Origin of the sequence: Streptomyces sp. NPDC020747 (assembly GCF_044334695.1) — a bacterium.
Classification (GTDB): domain Bacteria; phylum Actinomycetota; class Actinomycetes; order Streptomycetales; family Streptomycetaceae; genus Streptomyces.
Genome location: NZ_JBIRTJ010000024.1, coordinates 30,794 through 45,029 on the forward strand (window position 1 = coordinate 30,794; position 14,236 = coordinate 45,029).

Genomic DNA, 14,236 nt, shown 5'->3' on the forward strand with positions numbered 1-14,236 from the left:
GGTTAGGGCTCGATGATGCCGACGCGGATGGCGTAGCGGGTGAGTTCCAGGCGGTCGCGCAGGCCGAGTTTCTGGAGGAGGTTGGAGCGGTGGCGTTCGACGGTTTTGACGCTGATGACGAGGAGGAGCGCGATCTCCTTGGAGGTGTGGCCCTCGGCAACGAGTTTGAGGATTTCCTCTTCGCGTTCGGTGATGGGGCGGGCGGGCAGTTGTTCGCCGGTGCGGGCGCGGTGCAGGTAGGTACGGATGAGGGTGGTCTCGGCGCCGGGGTAGATGAAGGGCTCGTCGCGCAGAGCGGCGCGGCAGGCTTCGACGAGGTCACGGTCGGCGACGGACTTCGGGACGTAGCCGGAGGCGCCGGATTTGAGGGCCTCGAAGAAGTACTGCTCGTTGTCGTACATCGTCAGCATCAGGGTGCGCAGGTTAGGACGGAGGCGGGCCAGTTCATGGGCGGCCTGCAGGCCGGTCTGGCGGGGCATGGCGATGTCGAGGATGGCCAGGTCGATGTCGTTGTCCTGAGCTTGGGCGATGGCTTCGACTCCGTCGGCGGCCTCGGCCACGACAGTCAGGTCCGGCTCGGCGTCGAGGATGAGGCGGACGCCGTGACGGACCAGGGCGTGGTCGTCTGCGAGCAGGATGCGGGCCGGTGTGGTCATCGCGCGTTCTCCTGGAGGCGGTCGTCGGCTGTGTTGCCGGTGACCTGCAGACGTATTTCGGTGCCGCCGTGGGGACCTTGGCCGATGCCGAGGTCGGCGCCAATGAGGAGGGCGCGTTCGCGCATGCCGCTGATGCCGGCTCCTTCGGCTGCTACGCCGATTCCTTGGCCGTTGTCGCGGACCAGCAGTCCCACCCGGGCGTTGGGCAGGGCACGCAGATGGACCTCGACGAGGGTGGCGCGGGCGTGCCGGGCAGTGTTGGTGAGCCCTTCCTGGGCGATGCGGTAGAGGACGAGTTCGGTTGCCGGGGCCAGGGGCGGCAGACCGGGGGTTATATATGCAGTCGCGCTCAGACGGGAGGTGGCGAACTCGGCCGTCAGAGCGCGCAGTGCGCTGTACAGGCCGAGTTCCTCCAGGACTCCGGGGCGCAGACGGCGGGCAATGCGGCGGATCTCGTCCAGCCCGGCGCGGGTGGTCTCCTGCGCCTGCCGCAGATCCTCGCGTACGGGCTGGGGTGCGCGGTCGGCCGCGTGTTTGAGCTGGAGCAGGACGGCGGTGAGGGTCTGACCGACCTCGTCGTGGAGTTCCTGTGCGATGCGGCGGCGTTCGGCTTCCTGCGCGGACAGTGCCCTGCCGGAACTGGTGGCGCGTTCGGCCTCCAGCCGGGCGAGCATGGCGTTGAAGCTGGTGGTGAGTTCGGCGATCTCGCCGTGTCCGGTGACGGTCGTGCGACTGCCGGGCTTGAGCAGGTCAGCGGTGACCATGGTTTGGGTAAGGCGGGCCAGTGGTGCGAGTCCGATCCGTAGCAGGACGGCATTCGCAATCAGCATCACCACCAGCCCGACTATCAAGACCAGCGCTTCACCGAACAGCACCGGGGTGGAGACGGTGACAGGACCCAGGAGCAGCAGGATTGCGACAACGAGTACCACTGCATTGAGCAGGAAGATCCGCCAGTACAACGACATGATCGTGTGCTCTCTTCCCGGTGATCCTTACCTCCGCCGTTGCCGATTGGCCCATGCAGGGCTCTGGCCTGCGGCAGGACCCACCGCCCCGCCTCACTCTGACCGCTGCGAGCACACCGTGTCCATCCGTGCTGACACCCATATCGTCGGCCTGTTCGTAGCTGGCAACATGAGCCCTCGCCGCACCGGACCACTGGATTGATTCGGCTGCGCGCCGCACCACCATCACGACGAACATGGAGGGAGGGGTTGTGCCTGCTCCACGGATGAGCACCACGCCCTTGCCAGGTATCGGTGTCCAGTACGACCTCACCACGCGGGAGCGCCGCCACATGTCGGTGATCGCGCATCGGGACGGGACCCGGACAGTGAACGTCTACCGGACCGATGACCCGGACGCATGCGCGCAGTCGCTGCGTCTGACGGAGCCGGAGACGGCGTCACTGATCGACGCGCTGGCGCCCTCACACCACAGCCCGAACCTGCTGTCCACCACAGACCTGGGCCTGGTGGCCGAGCGGATCGAGCTGTCCTCAACCTCGCACTGGAACGGCCGCGTCCTCGGCGACACCCGGATGCGCACCGAGACCGGAGCCTCGATCGTGGCCGTTCTGCGCCGGGCGCAGGCGATCCCCTCACCGACGCCTGACTTCCGGCTGGCCGGCGGCGACATCCTGATCGTGATCGGCACCCGAGAGGGCGTCGAGACGGCGGCGACGATACTCGGAAGGCAGTGAGCACAGTGCACTCGTCCGCCATCTTCCTGATCGAGTTCGGCGCGATCATCCTGGGCCTCGGGCTGCTCGGCAGGCTGGCCGGGCGCCTGCAGTTCTCGCCGATCCCGCTATATCTGCTAGCTGGGCTCGCGTTCGGCGAGGGCGGGCTGCTGCCGCTGGGCACCAGCGAGGAGTTCGTCGCGATCGGCGCCGAGATCGGCGTCATCCTGCTGCTGCTCATGCTCGGCCTGGAATACACCGCCACCGACCTGGTCTCCAACCTCAAGACCCAGTACCCAGCCGGACTTGTCGACGCTGCCCTCAACGCCCTGCCCGGCGCAGCGATGGCCCTCATTCTGGGCTGGGGCCCGGTCGCCGCCGTCGTGCTGGCCGGTGTCACCTGGATCTCCTCCTCCGGCGTCATCGCCAAGGTCCTGGGCGACCTGGGCCGCCTCGGCAACCGCGAGACCCCGGTGATCCTGAGCATCCTGGTCCTCGAGGACCTTGCCATGGCCGTCTACCTGCCGATCATCACCGCGCTGCTGGCCGGGGCCGGCCTCGCCGCGGGCAGCGCCACCCTGGCCATCGCGCTCGGCGCCGCCGGACTGGTCCTGGTGGTCGCGGTGCGCTACGGACGCCACATCTCCCGTTTCGTCTCCAGCGACGACCCCGAGAAGCTGCTGCTGGTCGTGCTGGGCCTGACTCTGCTGGTCGCGGGCGTCGCACAGCAACTGCAGGTCTCCGCGGCCGTGGGGGCGTTCCTGGTGGGCATCGCACTGTCCGGTGAGGTCGCCGAGGGGGCGCACGGGCTGCTCTCCCCGCTGCGCGACCTGTTCGCCGCCGTGTTCTTCGTCTTCTTCGGCCTGCACACCGATCCTGCCAGCATCCCGCCCGTGCTGCTGCCCGCGCTCGCGCTGGCCGTCGTCACCGCCGGGACGAAGATCGCCACGGGGTACTGGGCCGCCAAACGCGCCGGGGTGGGCACCAAGGGCCGCTGGCGCGCCGGGGGAACCCTGGTGGCCCGCGGCGAGTTCTCCATCGTCATCGCCGGACTCGCCGTCACCGCCGGCATCGAACCCTCACTCGGCCCACTGGCCACCGCATACGTGCTCATCCTCGTGGTCATCGGCCCGCTCACCGCCCGCTACACCGAACCGGCCGCCGCCTGGATCACCCGGCGCCGCGCCCCGCCAGAGCCACGCCCGGCAGCAGTGTCCTCAGTGGACGGGGCCACGGAGACGGTCCAAGGCCAGGGCCCTGTCGGACCTGCATGAGCGAGGACAGATGGGCGGCGATCACGAGCCAGGACACTGCGCTGCTGCTCGCCGCGCCCTCGCCGTATATCTGGGCGGCGCCGTGGGTATCGGCCACAGCCTGCCCCGCCTGCTGCTGCGCAGCCCGGCCTGGCGGTCGGAGACCGCCCGCCACCCGCTCTCCAGCGCCGTCACGCTGACCGCCCTCATCGTGCTGTGGCCGGTGAGCCTGGTGTATCTGGCATGCCGGACCGCGGCCCGTCGGCGCCAGCGAAGGACAGTTCCGCCCGGGAGACAATCATGATGTTGGGCGGGGCACCGATCAAGGTGCCGCCGCCGATGTTGCAGGCCGTCACTCGGCAATCAAGTACGGCACCACGGGAACGCCGAGCTGTCGGCACATCACGATGGTGCGGGGGCGATGAGCAGGACCGTGCTGAGGCCCTGATGGATCGATAGAGATCCGGTCGCTGGATATGGGTGTCACCACGGATAGACGCCTCCTCTTTGCGGCGCCACGCTGTGGCGGGGCCGTAAGTTCGGCCGCGCCAGAAGCGTTGGGCTACACGCGCCCTGGGACGCCGAGGCCCCGAGATTTGCCAGCTCCTGCTTGAGAGGCACCGAGGTTCGTCGTGGGGTGAGAGAAGTGGCGTTGCACATCTCAGACAAAAACGTCGCCTATTCCCGTCATGCGGCGCTGACGTGCCAAGTTGATAGTGCGAGGGCCAAGGCCTGAACCATCTGGATGGACCGCCGTTGCGACTGGGCTCTGCCTCTCAATGTGCTGTTAGGGGTCGGCTGACAGTCCGACATCTCCGTCCTCATCAAAGAGGGGAAGGACATGAAACGCAGCAATGTCGGGGCAGTGATGACAAGCAACGTCGTCAAAGCTGGGTACGACGCTTCCTTCAAGGAGGTCGCCCGCCTCCTCAACCAGCACGGCATCAGCGGTCTCCCTATCGTCGACGTCAACCAGCGAGTCATCGGGGTGGTCTCCGAGACGGATCTTCTGGCCCGTCAGGTCGAGGCCGACGACCCCTACCGCCCTCCGCGCCGCTTTCACTGGCCCCGTATCAGCTCCGCCTCACGCCAGCGTAGGACCAAGGCCCATGCTCGTACCGCAGAGCAGCTGATGTCTCGCCCCGTCGTCACGGTGCACGCCGATGTCGATGTCGCCGAGGCCGCCCGCACTATGGCCAGGCACCACATCGAACGCCTGCCAGTGGTGGATGAAGAGCAACATCTCGTGGGTATGGTGACCCGCCGCGACCTTCTGCAAATCTTCCTGCGGACGGACGACGACATACGCAGTGATGTCATCGACGAAGTCATTGCCGGTACTCTGTCCTTGCCTCCGCAAGCCGTCGACATCACCGTGCGGGAAGGCGTAGTGACGTTGTCCGGGCAGCTCGAGCACCGCACTGAAATCGAGATCGCTGTGCGCATGACCCGCCAGATCGACGGCGTAGTTGCCGTCGACGACCAACTCACCTTCCGTCACGACGACGCACATCTGCGGCTCACCGAACGCGCCCCGCACGGGGTGGCGGACGATTGGCTCCGCAAACTCTAGGCCTGACGTTTATGCAGCATTGCTGTTCGCGATGGCCGCCGCGAGGCTCGGTTCGCCCTGTTTCCCGACGGGGTGCTGGCGTGCGCGGTACTTGTTCCTCATGCCGGTCGGCCGGGGCCCGCGGCGCTGAGTTTCGGTGCACCGCGATGCAGAACTGCTCACTCCAGGAACAATAGGCCCGTCCCCTGGGGGGGCGTACACCTGGGTGCTGGCCCCGCTGAACCGTCACCGACTGAAGCGCCAGCCGCTTCACATAGCCTGGAAAACCCTGCTCAGGGCTACCCCTGTGGCCGGCCACAGCACCCTCAAGAAAGGGTCGAGCAGTCATCATTCGGGCATAAAACATACATGGCATCCGTTCCGGCAGGCAGGGGACTGTGATGGTCGAGGAACTGCTGACGGCAGGAGCTGTAGCGGGGTCAGCCGCTGTGCTGTATTTGGCGGCGGCAGCCCGGGTAGTGAAGCAGTACGAGCGGGGAGTGGTCCTTCGCTTCGGGCGGCTGCGCCGCAACATCCGGGGGCCGGGGTTCACCATGGTGATCCCCGGGGTGGATCGGCTGCACAAGGTCAATATGCAGATCGTGACAATGCCCGTTCCGGCGCAGGACGGCATCACCCGCGACAACGTCACCGTACGGGTGGACGCGGTCATCTACTTCAAGGTCGTCGACGCGGCAGAGGCGATCATCCGGGTCGAGGACTACCGCTTCGCGGTCTCCCAGATGGCGCAGACCTCACTGCGCTCGATCCTCGGCAAGAGCAATCTCGATGATCTGCTCTCCAACCGGGAGAAGCTCAACGAGGGCCTGGAACTGATGATGGACAGCCCTGCCGTCGAATGGGGGGTAACCATCGACCGCGTTGAGATCAAGGACGTCTCCCTCCCGGAGACGATGAAGCGGTCGATGGCCCGGCAGGCAGAGGCAGACCGCGAACGCCGCGCGCGGGTCATCAACGCCGACGCCGAGCTGCAAGCATCCAAGAAACTCGCGCAAGCGGCCTCGGTGATGTCCGACCAGCCCGCGGCGCTTCAGCTCCGGCTGTTGCAGACCGTGGTGGCTGTCGCTGCCGAAAAGAACTCCACCCTCGTCCTGCCTTTCCCGGTCGAGCTGCTGCGGTTCCTGGAAAGAGCCACTCCACACCAGCCCGCCCAGCCTGCGGTGCCGCTCGCGCAACCGGCTCCTGTAGAGCCGGCGAAGGACAATCCCGCGCTGGAGGAGCACACCCCCGAAGAGCCTGAGCGAGAGGCCGACGCTAGTGCGCGGTGACTTCCATTCACAGGAGATGCCGCTGTCGGCACGGGTGTGCCTCGTCTGGCCTTGTCGGCGGTCGCGCCCGCCATCCACCGCTGGTGCGGCCCCGAGGCGTTCGCGGTGCGGCGCTCGCATGCGAGCGGGATGCGCACCACCGCCGAGAGGCGGCCGAATATCACGAAGTGGTTCGGCCGCGGCGTGTGGACCGCTGCGGTCAACGACAGACGCTTCACCGTCACCCGTGAGCTCTCTCCGACCCCGTGGTCGAAGTCCGGACGGGTCCAGCTGACCGCTGCGTGGCTTTCCGGGCCGGCGGCATACGTGACCCGGACCCTGGAGCCGGAGCGGACGGCGATGGTCTTGGTGCTTTGGGAGGAGACGATGCGAGTGTCTTCCTGGCCACCGGCGTCAGTGATGGTGATGGTCACAGTGGCGGCGTGGTCCGAGCCAGACCGGAGGCCGACGGTGAGCACGCCGTCCATGTCGACGGTCTCGTTGCAGGTTGTCGATTCTGACGAGTCGATCCAGAGGCTTGGCTCGTCAAGGACGTTGCTCCGCCGTTCGGTCGGAGACTGGACACGGGCTCTCCACGTAGGTCGGCTTCAGTGTCTGGTGTGCTTCTCTGCACCAGTCAAGTCGCCTGGCACTCCAGTGACCTTCGGATCGTGCTGAGCCCTAACCGGAGAGCGGGAAAACCCGTGACGGGCCGATTCGCCGGCTCAGGCCGACTGCTTGCGCTTCGCCGGGCTCTTGATGACGACGAGGGCGACCAGCAGCGCGAAGACGAGGAATGCGGTGCCCGCCACGAACGCGCTCTGCATTCCCTCGGTGAAGACGTGGTGCGCCCACTCCACGGGCGAGGCACCGCCCCGCGGTTCGTCGGCGGCGTTCTTGCCCGCCGTGCCGAACACCGTGACGAGGACAGCGAGTCCGAGGGCGCCACCGAGCTGCATCATGGTCTGCACGCTGCCGGAAGCGGCTCCGGCGTCCTTGGGGTCCACTCCGGCGAGCACCGTCATGTTCATCGGCATGAAGCTCAGCCCCATGCCGACGCCGAACATCAGCAGCGGCCCGAAGACCCCGGTCCAGTAGGCGCTGGTCTCGGTGAGCTGGGTGAGCCAGACAAAGGCTCCGGCCATCAGCGCGGCCCCGGCGACCATGAGGCGCTTGGCGCCGAACTTCTTCAGGAGTGTGGCCACTTGGGTGACGGTGGCGAACATCCCGAGTGTCATCGGCAGGAAGGCGAAGCCGGACCTGGCGGGGCTGTAGCCCATCACGTCCTGCACGTACTGGGCCAGGAAGAAGAACAGGCCCATCATGCTGGCGGTGAGCAGCAGGACGTTCAGGTACGCGCCCGACCGGTTGCGGCTGGCGAACAGGCGCAGCGGCAGGATGGGCGGGTCGACGCGGGTTTCGACCACCAGGAACGCGGCGAGCAGCACGCCGGCGAGAACGTACGAGCCGATGGTGAGCCCGTCGCTCCATCCGTGCTCAGGCACCCTGATGAACGCGTAGACCAGCGCCACCATGCCGAGCGTGGCGGTTACGGTGCCGACGATGTCCACCTTGTTGCGCTGGTGGACGGGCTCGCGGATGTAGCGCGGCGCCAGCACGGCGATGGCGAGACCGATGGGGACGTTGATGAAGAGCACCCAGCGCCACGAGGCCCAGTCGGTCAGTACGCCGCCGAGGATCAGGCCGATGGAGCCGCCGGCACCCGCGGTGGCGGAGTAGACGCTGAGCGCCTTGGTCCGGAGAGCGCCTTCTTCGAAGTTGGTGGCGATCAGGGACATGGTGCTCGGTGCGGCCAGTGCCGCGCCGAGCCCCTGTACGGCGCGGGCTGCGATGAGCAGCCCGGGGGACTGCGCCAGTCCGCCCACCAGCGAGGCGGCGGTGAAGATCAGGGTGCCTAAGGTGAGCATGCGGCGTTTGCCGAGGATGTCGCCGATCCGGCCTCCGAACAGCAGCAGCCCGCCGAACACCACGGTGTAGGCGTTGATCACCCAGGCCAAGCTGGTGCGTGAGAAGCCGAGATCCTCCTGGATCTTCGGCAGCGCGATATTCACCACGGTGGCGTCGACGCTGATCATCAGGTAGGTGACGGCGATGATCGCGAGAATGATGCCGGAGTGCCGAGTCTGCGGGGTACCGGCCTGGTTCTCGATCGTGCCGGACGGGGGGCGTCCGTCGGCAACGGTGCCTTGCTCGGTCATCTCTCTCCTAGAGCGGCGGACTCTGTACCTGGTCCGGGAAGCGGTAGGGGGAGCACTCTCGTGCCGGAGTGCGGGCGGGCGCGTACGCGGCGCCGAGGCAAAATCAGGGACTGTCCCCGTTTAACTCTCCGGGAAGATACAGGGACTGTCCCCGCTTCTCAAGTGGCGGACGTAAGATGGGTGTTGGACACCGCGAGCGAGCACCACCAGCTCGTCCGCTGGCTGTCGCATCAGCCCGGGGCGACCGGGCTACACAGCAGGGAAGCGTGCATGACGTTTACGAGCGGGGGGCCGCAGGGCCCGCGGCAGCCGCCGACGAGAGCTGACGCCCGCCGCAACTACGAGCGGCTGCTCACCGCGGCGAGCGAGGCGTTCGCCGAGCACGGCGCGGGTACCTCGCTCGACGACATCGCCAAGCGCGCCGGAGTCGGCAACGCCACCCTGTACCGCCATTTCCCCACCCGCGAGGCCCTCCTCGAAACCGTGTACCGCGACGAGATCCAGCAGCTGAGCGACCACGCGAGGACGTTGGCGCTGTCCAGGGACCCCGTGGACGCGCTGGCATCCTGGCTACGGATGGCGGTGTCCCGCATGAGCGTGTACGAGGGACTCAAGGGCCTCCTCGTGATCGCGCTGCGCGACGAGGGCGCGGAGCTGGGGTCGTGGTGCCGCGACACCATCCGGTCCGCGGCAGCCGACCTGCTCACCAAGGCACAGGAGGCCGGGGCAGTGCGCGCGGACATCGATGAACTGGCCCTCCTGCGGATCGTCAACGCTATCTCGCTGACCGCCGAGCAGAGCGGCATCGGTCCCGATCCGACGGAACAGCTCATCTCACTCCTGCTCGACGGCCTGCGCTCACGCTGAGAACCGCGCATGCGGCGCGCTCCGGGCTGCCCCAGAAGGCCGTGCAGGGCGTGAGATGGAAGGGCTGACGGTCGGACTGATTTCAGACATCGGCCCGCACCAGGAGGCCGTCCAGGTACATCTGCACGGTGAAGGGGCTGACCTGGTCGGCGGCCGACCAACTGGTACCAGGGAGCGGGCGGCTGAGCTGGGCGAGAGCTGCCATGACCTCCTCCAGCGACACATCCGCCCGTACCTGTCCGGCCTGCTGTGCGTGACTCAGAAGCCGCTGGGCCGCCTGCACGAAGCGCTCCTTCTGCAGGGACAACTCCGGTCGTGCGCCCATCAACTCGCCCGACAGACAACACAGGGCGGCGAGCCGTTGCAGGGCAACGGCTCGCGCAAAGTGGCACAAGGCGGAATACGGGTCGTCTTCCTGGGCGGCGGCCTCTTCCGCCGCGTCGGCGCCGTTCACGGCGACCTGCTCGAGCACTGCAGCCAACAGATCTTCCCGGCTGGGGAAATGCCGGTAGAGCGTGGCGTTACCGACAGCCGCACGGCGTGCGATCTCATCCAGGGCGGCTTCCGGCCCGAGCTCCGCTAACGACTCCTGGGCCGCGGCCAGGATCCTGGCCCGGTTGTGCACGGCGTCCGTACGAGGCCCCCGGCGGTTTCGCTCGGTATCTGCGTCCGACCTGCATGCCCGCATGCTCGCCCCTATCTCGCCCTGTGCCCTGATCTTCGTCATCGTGCTTCTACTGGCCATGAATGGCCTCGTACGGGTAGGCCGTGCCCTATATGGCCTAAGCGAACAACTATCGCAAAGGAGGCGGAATGGGCCATCCCGTCGAGCCGGTGGTTGGCCCAGACATAGCTTTCGGGAAGCATGTCGCCGATGTGAACAGTTCGGATGCGGTGGTCTGAGCCGACGATGACCTTCAAGGCGGGGAAGTAGTCTCGGCCTTCCCCCGCGCCCGGTTCCGGTACGCCACGCTGTCCAGCAGTTTCCTGACTCTCGGGACTGGCTAGGAGCAGGAACCCCACCACCAGCATGTCGAAGAGCTCTACGGCTGACCTCCCTTTCAGTGTGCGGCCCTTGAGCGCTCCGGACTGAAGCGACGGCCGTTCACACAGAAGAGGCGCGAGCCGGCCGTTCTGATGACACCCCACCCAAGATTCTTTTCAGGCACCCTGGCTTCACCAGTCCCGCCCCAGGACGTCGCGCTGGCGGCCTGACCTCCGACGTTTTTTCCCGCTCTCCTAACCGGTCAGTTCGAGCGGTGTGGCTGGCGGCCCGTTTCGGAGATAGCCGGTGATGAGGTCTGCGAGGCCAAGCGGATAGATCGTCTGGGTCGCCTCCTGCATCTCGTGCAGACTCCACCATTGCCAGGCGCGGATGTCGTCGGGCTGGCTGGCCCGGGCCGACAGGCCGAACTCCGTTGCCAGAGTGGCGAATTGCTGACTGGTGTACACCTTGTTCAAGCTCGCCGAGCACCTGGACCGCGACGGCATCGCAGCCTCCATCGGCTCGGTCGGCGACGCATACGACTGTCAGCGCCCTCGCGGAGAACCTCTGGATGCTCATCAAAACCGAGTGCATCCGCGGCCGCACCTTCACCACCCGGGCCGAGGCCAACCTCGCGCTCTTCGAGTACATCGACAGCTTCTACAACTCCCGGCGCATCCAGAAACGGCTCGGCTACCTCAGCCCGATCGAGTTCGAGGAGAAGCACTACGCCAACCGGGCAACGGCCGAACGAACGAACCTGAAACCCCGTCAACCCGCCCTGACCAGCTGACCAGCTGACCAGCTGACCAGCTGATCAGCACTTCCCGCACGCCGGGGGAACCTCAAACCGGTGCGGAGCGGTGACGGTGACGATCCTGGGCGGGGAACGGATCTGTTCCGTTCAAAGCGGCTCATGGTCTGGGCAGTGCCGCGTCTCAGGTTTCGCCCGAATTGCCCATGAGGGCGGTGACGACGGCCGAGGTGACGGCAGGGGTCAGGCCGGGGTGATCCAGCGGGGGCAGGATCTGACCTGGCCGCGTCTGCTCGATGAGGGCGCGGACGGCCGCGATGCGGGCGTGTGCAGTGATCGGTTTGCCGGTGGCTACTGCGGCGGCCAGCAGGCCGGGAAGGGTGTGCAGGGGCCGCGGGCCGGTAGTGGCCGCAGCGAAGGGCGGGGGTGTTTCCGGGCGTGCGTGGAGGACGGGGATGCCGGGCGGAGGGGCGATCAGACCGAACAGGTCGACAATCAGGTCGGTACGGTCGGCCAGCTCGTGGAGGACGTGGATTCCCTGGATGAGGGGATCGTAGAGCGTGAGGTCGGTGATGCCGCTGGCCACGAGGAGGCCGCACAGGTCACCGCCGCGGTTGGGAGCCACACATACCACCCGGGCCTGCTGCACGTCGATGTTGTGCTGGCGCAGCGTGGTGTATGCCGCGGCAGCCGCAGCGATGGCCAGACCATCGTTGATGGAGTCCAGCAGCAGGACGGGGCAGTCCGTGAGGGCGGCTTGAGCGGCATGGACGTGGTCGAGGCGGGTGTGGATGAAGACAGCCGCGATGATGCCGGGGGCGAGCAGTCGCACAGCGGCGGCCAGATCCTCGGCACGGTCTACGGCGACGGGCAGGGGCAGGATGTCCAGGCCCGTCGTGCGGCGCAGATGGACCGCCTGGGACTCGACCGCCGGCAGAGCGATGGACGCGGGCAGGTGATCGAAGTCCAAGACCGCGCTCGCGTCGGACACAAGCGCTACCCGATGTGCACGGCCGGTGTAGCGGTTGATGTGTTCGGGGTGGTCGACCAGGTGCTTGATCACCCGGCGGTCGGCGTCCGCATCCAGCAGCGCGACGTCGTGATCGCTGGCTGTCGAGGCGCTGATGTGCTGGCTGAGCTTGCCGGTGGAGGCGGTGGTGAAGACCAGGTCCTCGCACAGGAGGAGGTCTGCGCCCAGGCGTTCCCGCAGAGTGCTGGTGAGCCACGCCAATGTCGAGCCGCTGTCGGCGTCCAGGAGCACGCGATGCGCTCCAGTGGCATCCGGCGGGCAAGTTTGGGCGCTGACAGCGCCCGGCGCATTTACGGCGACCGCTTCCACAGCGGCGAGGGCTCGTTCGGGGATGTGGATGCGGATACTGAAGGCCGGATTCGCGCTGGCAGGCGGTGTGGCGGGCAAAAGGTTCGGCTTTCTGTGCGTGAAACGGCTACGACGACAACGTGCCAGGAGCCTGCCACATGGCATCCATCACGATGGTGGGCAGTACGTCGACCACGACCAGGCAGGCGGCCTCGCCGCCGAGAGCGCCCGCTCCGACGGACCCCCACTCGAACGCTGCCGCCGCGGGAACCTCAGGTCGCTGAACTCCCGTCGCCAGTGGCGGTGGTGGACCCGCTCCGTCGCTGCCTGGTTGTATGCCGAAAGGCGAGGCGCACGTCACGAGGCGGGAACTCAGAACTCGACGTATCGATCACAGCGTCCCAAGGTCCCTGGCCGGCAAGCCGGTTGAGATCTGCCGCTTCTGTCCGGTCTCCGCGAAATGGCCATACCCCTGGTACGTCCTGCCCAGACCGGCCGCAGCTGAGCGCCGTCACGCCTCAGCCGCGACGAGGTGCCTCCACGACGATGTTCCTGCCAGGGACTATGTACCGCCCAAGACTAGAATCTTCATACTCAAGGTCCTGCCCTTCCCTCAGGCTGGGGAGAAAGGTGCGGGCCTGTCGCATCATGCGCCGAGTGCGGACACGAAGTGTGCTGTCGCCTTCCTGCGTCGATTGGCTATGCCGAACGCCGTCCTTGTGCCTTGGCTTGTGACTGTCAGAAGCCGTCCGTCGGCCCGCAGCTCGGCAGAACACTTGCTCCGGTCGGCCGCCCACAGGACGGCGGTCGGGGTGTCGAGGATCTTGTTGTACGTGAACACCAGGGCCCGGCGTTCGGTGAGGACGACGAAGCAACCACGGACCGTGCGCCGTAGTGCTGAGGTGTGGGGATGGCGGGCCGGGAACACCTCGACCGGTGACTCGCCCTCGTCAAGGAGCGCCAGTACCCGGCTGCGCTCCTTCCACGATTGCCCGCTGTAGTACACAGTCCACCACGCCGCGGTCACCGGCGCGTAGAAGAGGGGGCCCTCGGTGGTGTCGACGGCATACACGTACAGCACGGCGAGCAGCGGCAAAGCCAGCCACAGTGCGGCCAACAGAATCAGCCGCTTCCGTAGCGCGCGCCTCGCCACTCGCCGTATCCGCGACTCAGCGTCGTGCATTCCGTCCCCCTGTCGGATCGGCCGAAGGGATTTGTGCCCTGGGCAACCTGGGACATGCTTCGCCGCACTATTACGTCGACGACCGTGCCCTGAAGGGCGGCAGGAGCAGATCGGCGCGTAGGTCGACCAGTCAAGAATGAGGCGTGTGTTGCGTTACGAGGTTTGCGGTTGAGGTTCTCAGCTGCATGCGGGGGAGGTACTCCTGTCGTGCCTTCTTGGGCTGGCGAGACAGCGGGGCGTCTCGCGCCACGGTGTCACAGGGGTCAGGAAGACAACGCCGTCACGAAACGGGCGGTCTCCTTGCGGAATTTCAGAGGCACGTGGAAGTCATAGCTTCTGTCGGCGGTCGCCGCGAACACCCGGGACTTCACCTTCGGTGGGACGTCGTCCTGGATACGGCGGGCAACCTCGTCGAGTTGGGTGACGATCACCGAGCGGTACAGCCCGCCGCCCTTGACGGCATTCGTGGAGTACGCCAAGCAGGGAGCTGGGGGTGT

15 protein-coding genes are annotated in these 14,236 nt (G+C 66.9%); 7 read left to right on the top strand and 8 right to left on the bottom strand.

Annotated features, from left to right (window positions below; translation table 11 throughout):
* Window positions 1-2 precede the first annotated feature (2 nt).
* Complete coding sequence (locus ACH4YP_RS43450; protein ID WP_398496793.1) at window positions 3-656, bottom strand: response regulator; 654 nt, start codon at window positions 654-656, stop codon at window positions 3-5.
* Window positions 653-1,624 (bottom strand): HAMP domain-containing sensor histidine kinase, encoded by a 972-nt coding sequence (locus ACH4YP_RS43455; protein ID WP_398496795.1) that lies wholly within the window; start codon window positions 1,622-1,624, stop codon window positions 653-655. Before ACH4YP_RS43455 ends, ACH4YP_RS43450 begins: the two co-directional genes overlap by 4 nt.
* A gap of 266 nt (window positions 1,625-1,890) precedes the next feature.
* Between ACH4YP_RS43455 and ACH4YP_RS43460 the strand changes: the two genes are divergently transcribed.
* The 5 genes from ACH4YP_RS43460 (at window position 1,891) to ACH4YP_RS43480 (ending at window position 6,434) form a co-directional block, all read left to right on the top strand.
* On the top strand, window positions 1,891-2,361 hold the full coding sequence (locus tag ACH4YP_RS43460) for a cation:proton antiporter regulatory subunit (protein ID WP_398496797.1): 471 nt from the start codon (window positions 1,891-1,893) through the stop codon (window positions 2,359-2,361).
* Between the two features lie 5 nt (window positions 2,362-2,366).
* Complete coding sequence (locus ACH4YP_RS43465; RefSeq protein ID WP_398496901.1) at window positions 2,367-3,614, top strand: cation:proton antiporter; 1,248 nt, start codon at window positions 2,367-2,369, stop codon at window positions 3,612-3,614.
* A 10-nt stretch (window positions 3,615-3,624) separates the two neighbouring features.
* Window positions 3,625-3,897 carry a hypothetical protein gene (locus tag ACH4YP_RS43470; RefSeq protein ID WP_398496798.1) on the top strand — a complete coding sequence of 91 codons (273 nt, stop codon included), beginning with the start codon at window positions 3,625-3,627 and terminating at the stop codon, window positions 3,895-3,897.
* A gap of 537 nt (window positions 3,898-4,434) precedes the next feature.
* Window positions 4,435-5,166, top strand: a complete 732-nt coding sequence (locus ACH4YP_RS43475) for a CBS domain-containing protein (RefSeq protein ID WP_398496800.1) — start codon at window positions 4,435-4,437, stop codon at window positions 5,164-5,166.
* A 380-nt stretch (window positions 5,167-5,546) separates the two neighbouring features.
* Complete coding sequence (locus ACH4YP_RS43480) at window positions 5,547-6,434, top strand: slipin family protein (protein WP_398496801.1); 888 nt, start codon at window positions 5,547-5,549, stop codon at window positions 6,432-6,434.
* A 704-nt stretch (window positions 6,435-7,138) separates the two neighbouring features.
* On the opposite strand, the gene ACH4YP_RS43485 is transcribed toward ACH4YP_RS43480, so the two are convergent.
* Window positions 7,139-8,632: an MFS transporter gene (locus ACH4YP_RS43485; RefSeq protein ID WP_398496803.1), complete on the bottom strand. Its 1,494-nt coding sequence runs from the start codon at window positions 8,630-8,632 to the stop codon at window positions 7,139-7,141.
* Between the two features lie 270 nt (window positions 8,633-8,902).
* Between ACH4YP_RS43485 and ACH4YP_RS43490 the strand changes: the two genes are divergently transcribed.
* Complete coding sequence (locus tag ACH4YP_RS43490) at window positions 8,903-9,499, top strand: TetR/AcrR family transcriptional regulator (protein ID WP_398496805.1); 597 nt, start codon at window positions 8,903-8,905, stop codon at window positions 9,497-9,499.
* A gap of 82 nt (window positions 9,500-9,581) precedes the next feature.
* Here ACH4YP_RS43490 and ACH4YP_RS43495 read toward each other — a convergent pair whose 3' ends face one another.
* Entirely contained in the window at window positions 9,582-10,124 is a 543-nt protein-coding gene (locus tag ACH4YP_RS43495) for a TetR/AcrR family transcriptional regulator (RefSeq protein WP_398496807.1), read from the bottom strand.
* 614 nt (window positions 10,125-10,738) lie between these two features.
* Window positions 10,739-10,960, bottom strand: coding sequence for a hypothetical protein (locus tag ACH4YP_RS43500; RefSeq protein ID WP_398496809.1), 222 nt, complete (start codon window positions 10,958-10,960; stop codon window positions 10,739-10,741).
* Between the two features lie 95 nt (window positions 10,961-11,055).
* Between ACH4YP_RS43500 and ACH4YP_RS43505 the strand changes: the two genes are divergently transcribed.
* Window positions 11,056-11,277 (top strand): IS3 family transposase, encoded by a 222-nt coding sequence (locus ACH4YP_RS43505; RefSeq protein ID WP_398496811.1) that lies wholly within the window; start codon window positions 11,056-11,058, stop codon window positions 11,275-11,277.
* Window positions 11,278-11,422: 145 nt separating this feature from the next.
* Here ACH4YP_RS43505 and ACH4YP_RS43510 read toward each other — a convergent pair whose 3' ends face one another.
* From ACH4YP_RS43510 to ACH4YP_RS43520, 3 genes are all read right to left on the bottom strand, one after another.
* The gene (locus tag ACH4YP_RS43510; protein WP_398496813.1) at window positions 11,423-12,655 is read right to left on the bottom strand and encodes a malic enzyme-like protein; all 1,233 of its coding nucleotides are present in this window, start codon (window positions 12,653-12,655) and stop codon (window positions 11,423-11,425) included.
* 547 nt (window positions 12,656-13,202) lie between these two features.
* Window positions 13,203-13,739 carry a hypothetical protein gene (locus ACH4YP_RS43515; RefSeq protein ID WP_398496815.1) on the bottom strand — a complete coding sequence of 179 codons (537 nt, stop codon included), beginning with the start codon at window positions 13,737-13,739 and terminating at the stop codon, window positions 13,203-13,205.
* Between the two features lie 263 nt (window positions 13,740-14,002).
* Window positions 14,003-14,218 carry a hypothetical protein gene (locus ACH4YP_RS43520; RefSeq protein ID WP_398496816.1) on the bottom strand — a complete coding sequence of 72 codons (216 nt, stop codon included), beginning with the start codon at window positions 14,216-14,218 and terminating at the stop codon, window positions 14,003-14,005.
* Between the last annotated feature and the right edge of the window lie 18 nt (window positions 14,219-14,236).

Excerpts from the sequence above, each read along its gene's own strand:
- ACH4YP_RS43455 (WP_398496795.1), bottom strand. The coding sequence starts at position 1,624 with ATGTCGTTGTACTGGCGGATCTTCCTGCTCAATGCAGTGGTACTCGTT.
- ACH4YP_RS43475 (WP_398496800.1), top strand. The coding sequence starts at position 4,435 with ATGAAACGCAGCAATGTCGGGGCAGTGATGACAAGCAACGTCGTCAAA.
- ACH4YP_RS43505 (WP_398496811.1), top strand. The coding sequence starts at position 11,056 with ATGCTCATCAAAACCGAGTGCATCCGCGGCCGCACCTTCACCACCCGG.
- ACH4YP_RS43480 (WP_398496801.1), top strand. The coding sequence starts at position 5,547 with ATGGTCGAGGAACTGCTGACGGCAGGAGCTGTAGCGGGGTCAGCCGCT.
- ACH4YP_RS43470 (WP_398496798.1), top strand. The coding sequence starts at position 3,625 with ATGGGCGGCGATCACGAGCCAGGACACTGCGCTGCTGCTCGCCGCGCC.
- ACH4YP_RS43515 (WP_398496815.1), bottom strand. The coding sequence starts at position 13,739 with ATGCACGACGCTGAGTCGCGGATACGGCGAGTGGCGAGGCGCGCGCTA.
- ACH4YP_RS43450 (WP_398496793.1), bottom strand. The coding sequence starts at position 656 with ATGACCACACCGGCCCGCATCCTGCTCGCAGACGACCACGCCCTGGTC.
- ACH4YP_RS43485 (WP_398496803.1), bottom strand. The coding sequence starts at position 8,632 with ATGACCGAGCAAGGCACCGTTGCCGACGGACGCCCCCCGTCCGGCACG.
- ACH4YP_RS43460 (WP_398496797.1), top strand. The coding sequence starts at position 1,891 with ATGAGCACCACGCCCTTGCCAGGTATCGGTGTCCAGTACGACCTCACC.
- ACH4YP_RS43490 (WP_398496805.1), top strand. The coding sequence starts at position 8,903 with ATGACGTTTACGAGCGGGGGGCCGCAGGGCCCGCGGCAGCCGCCGACG.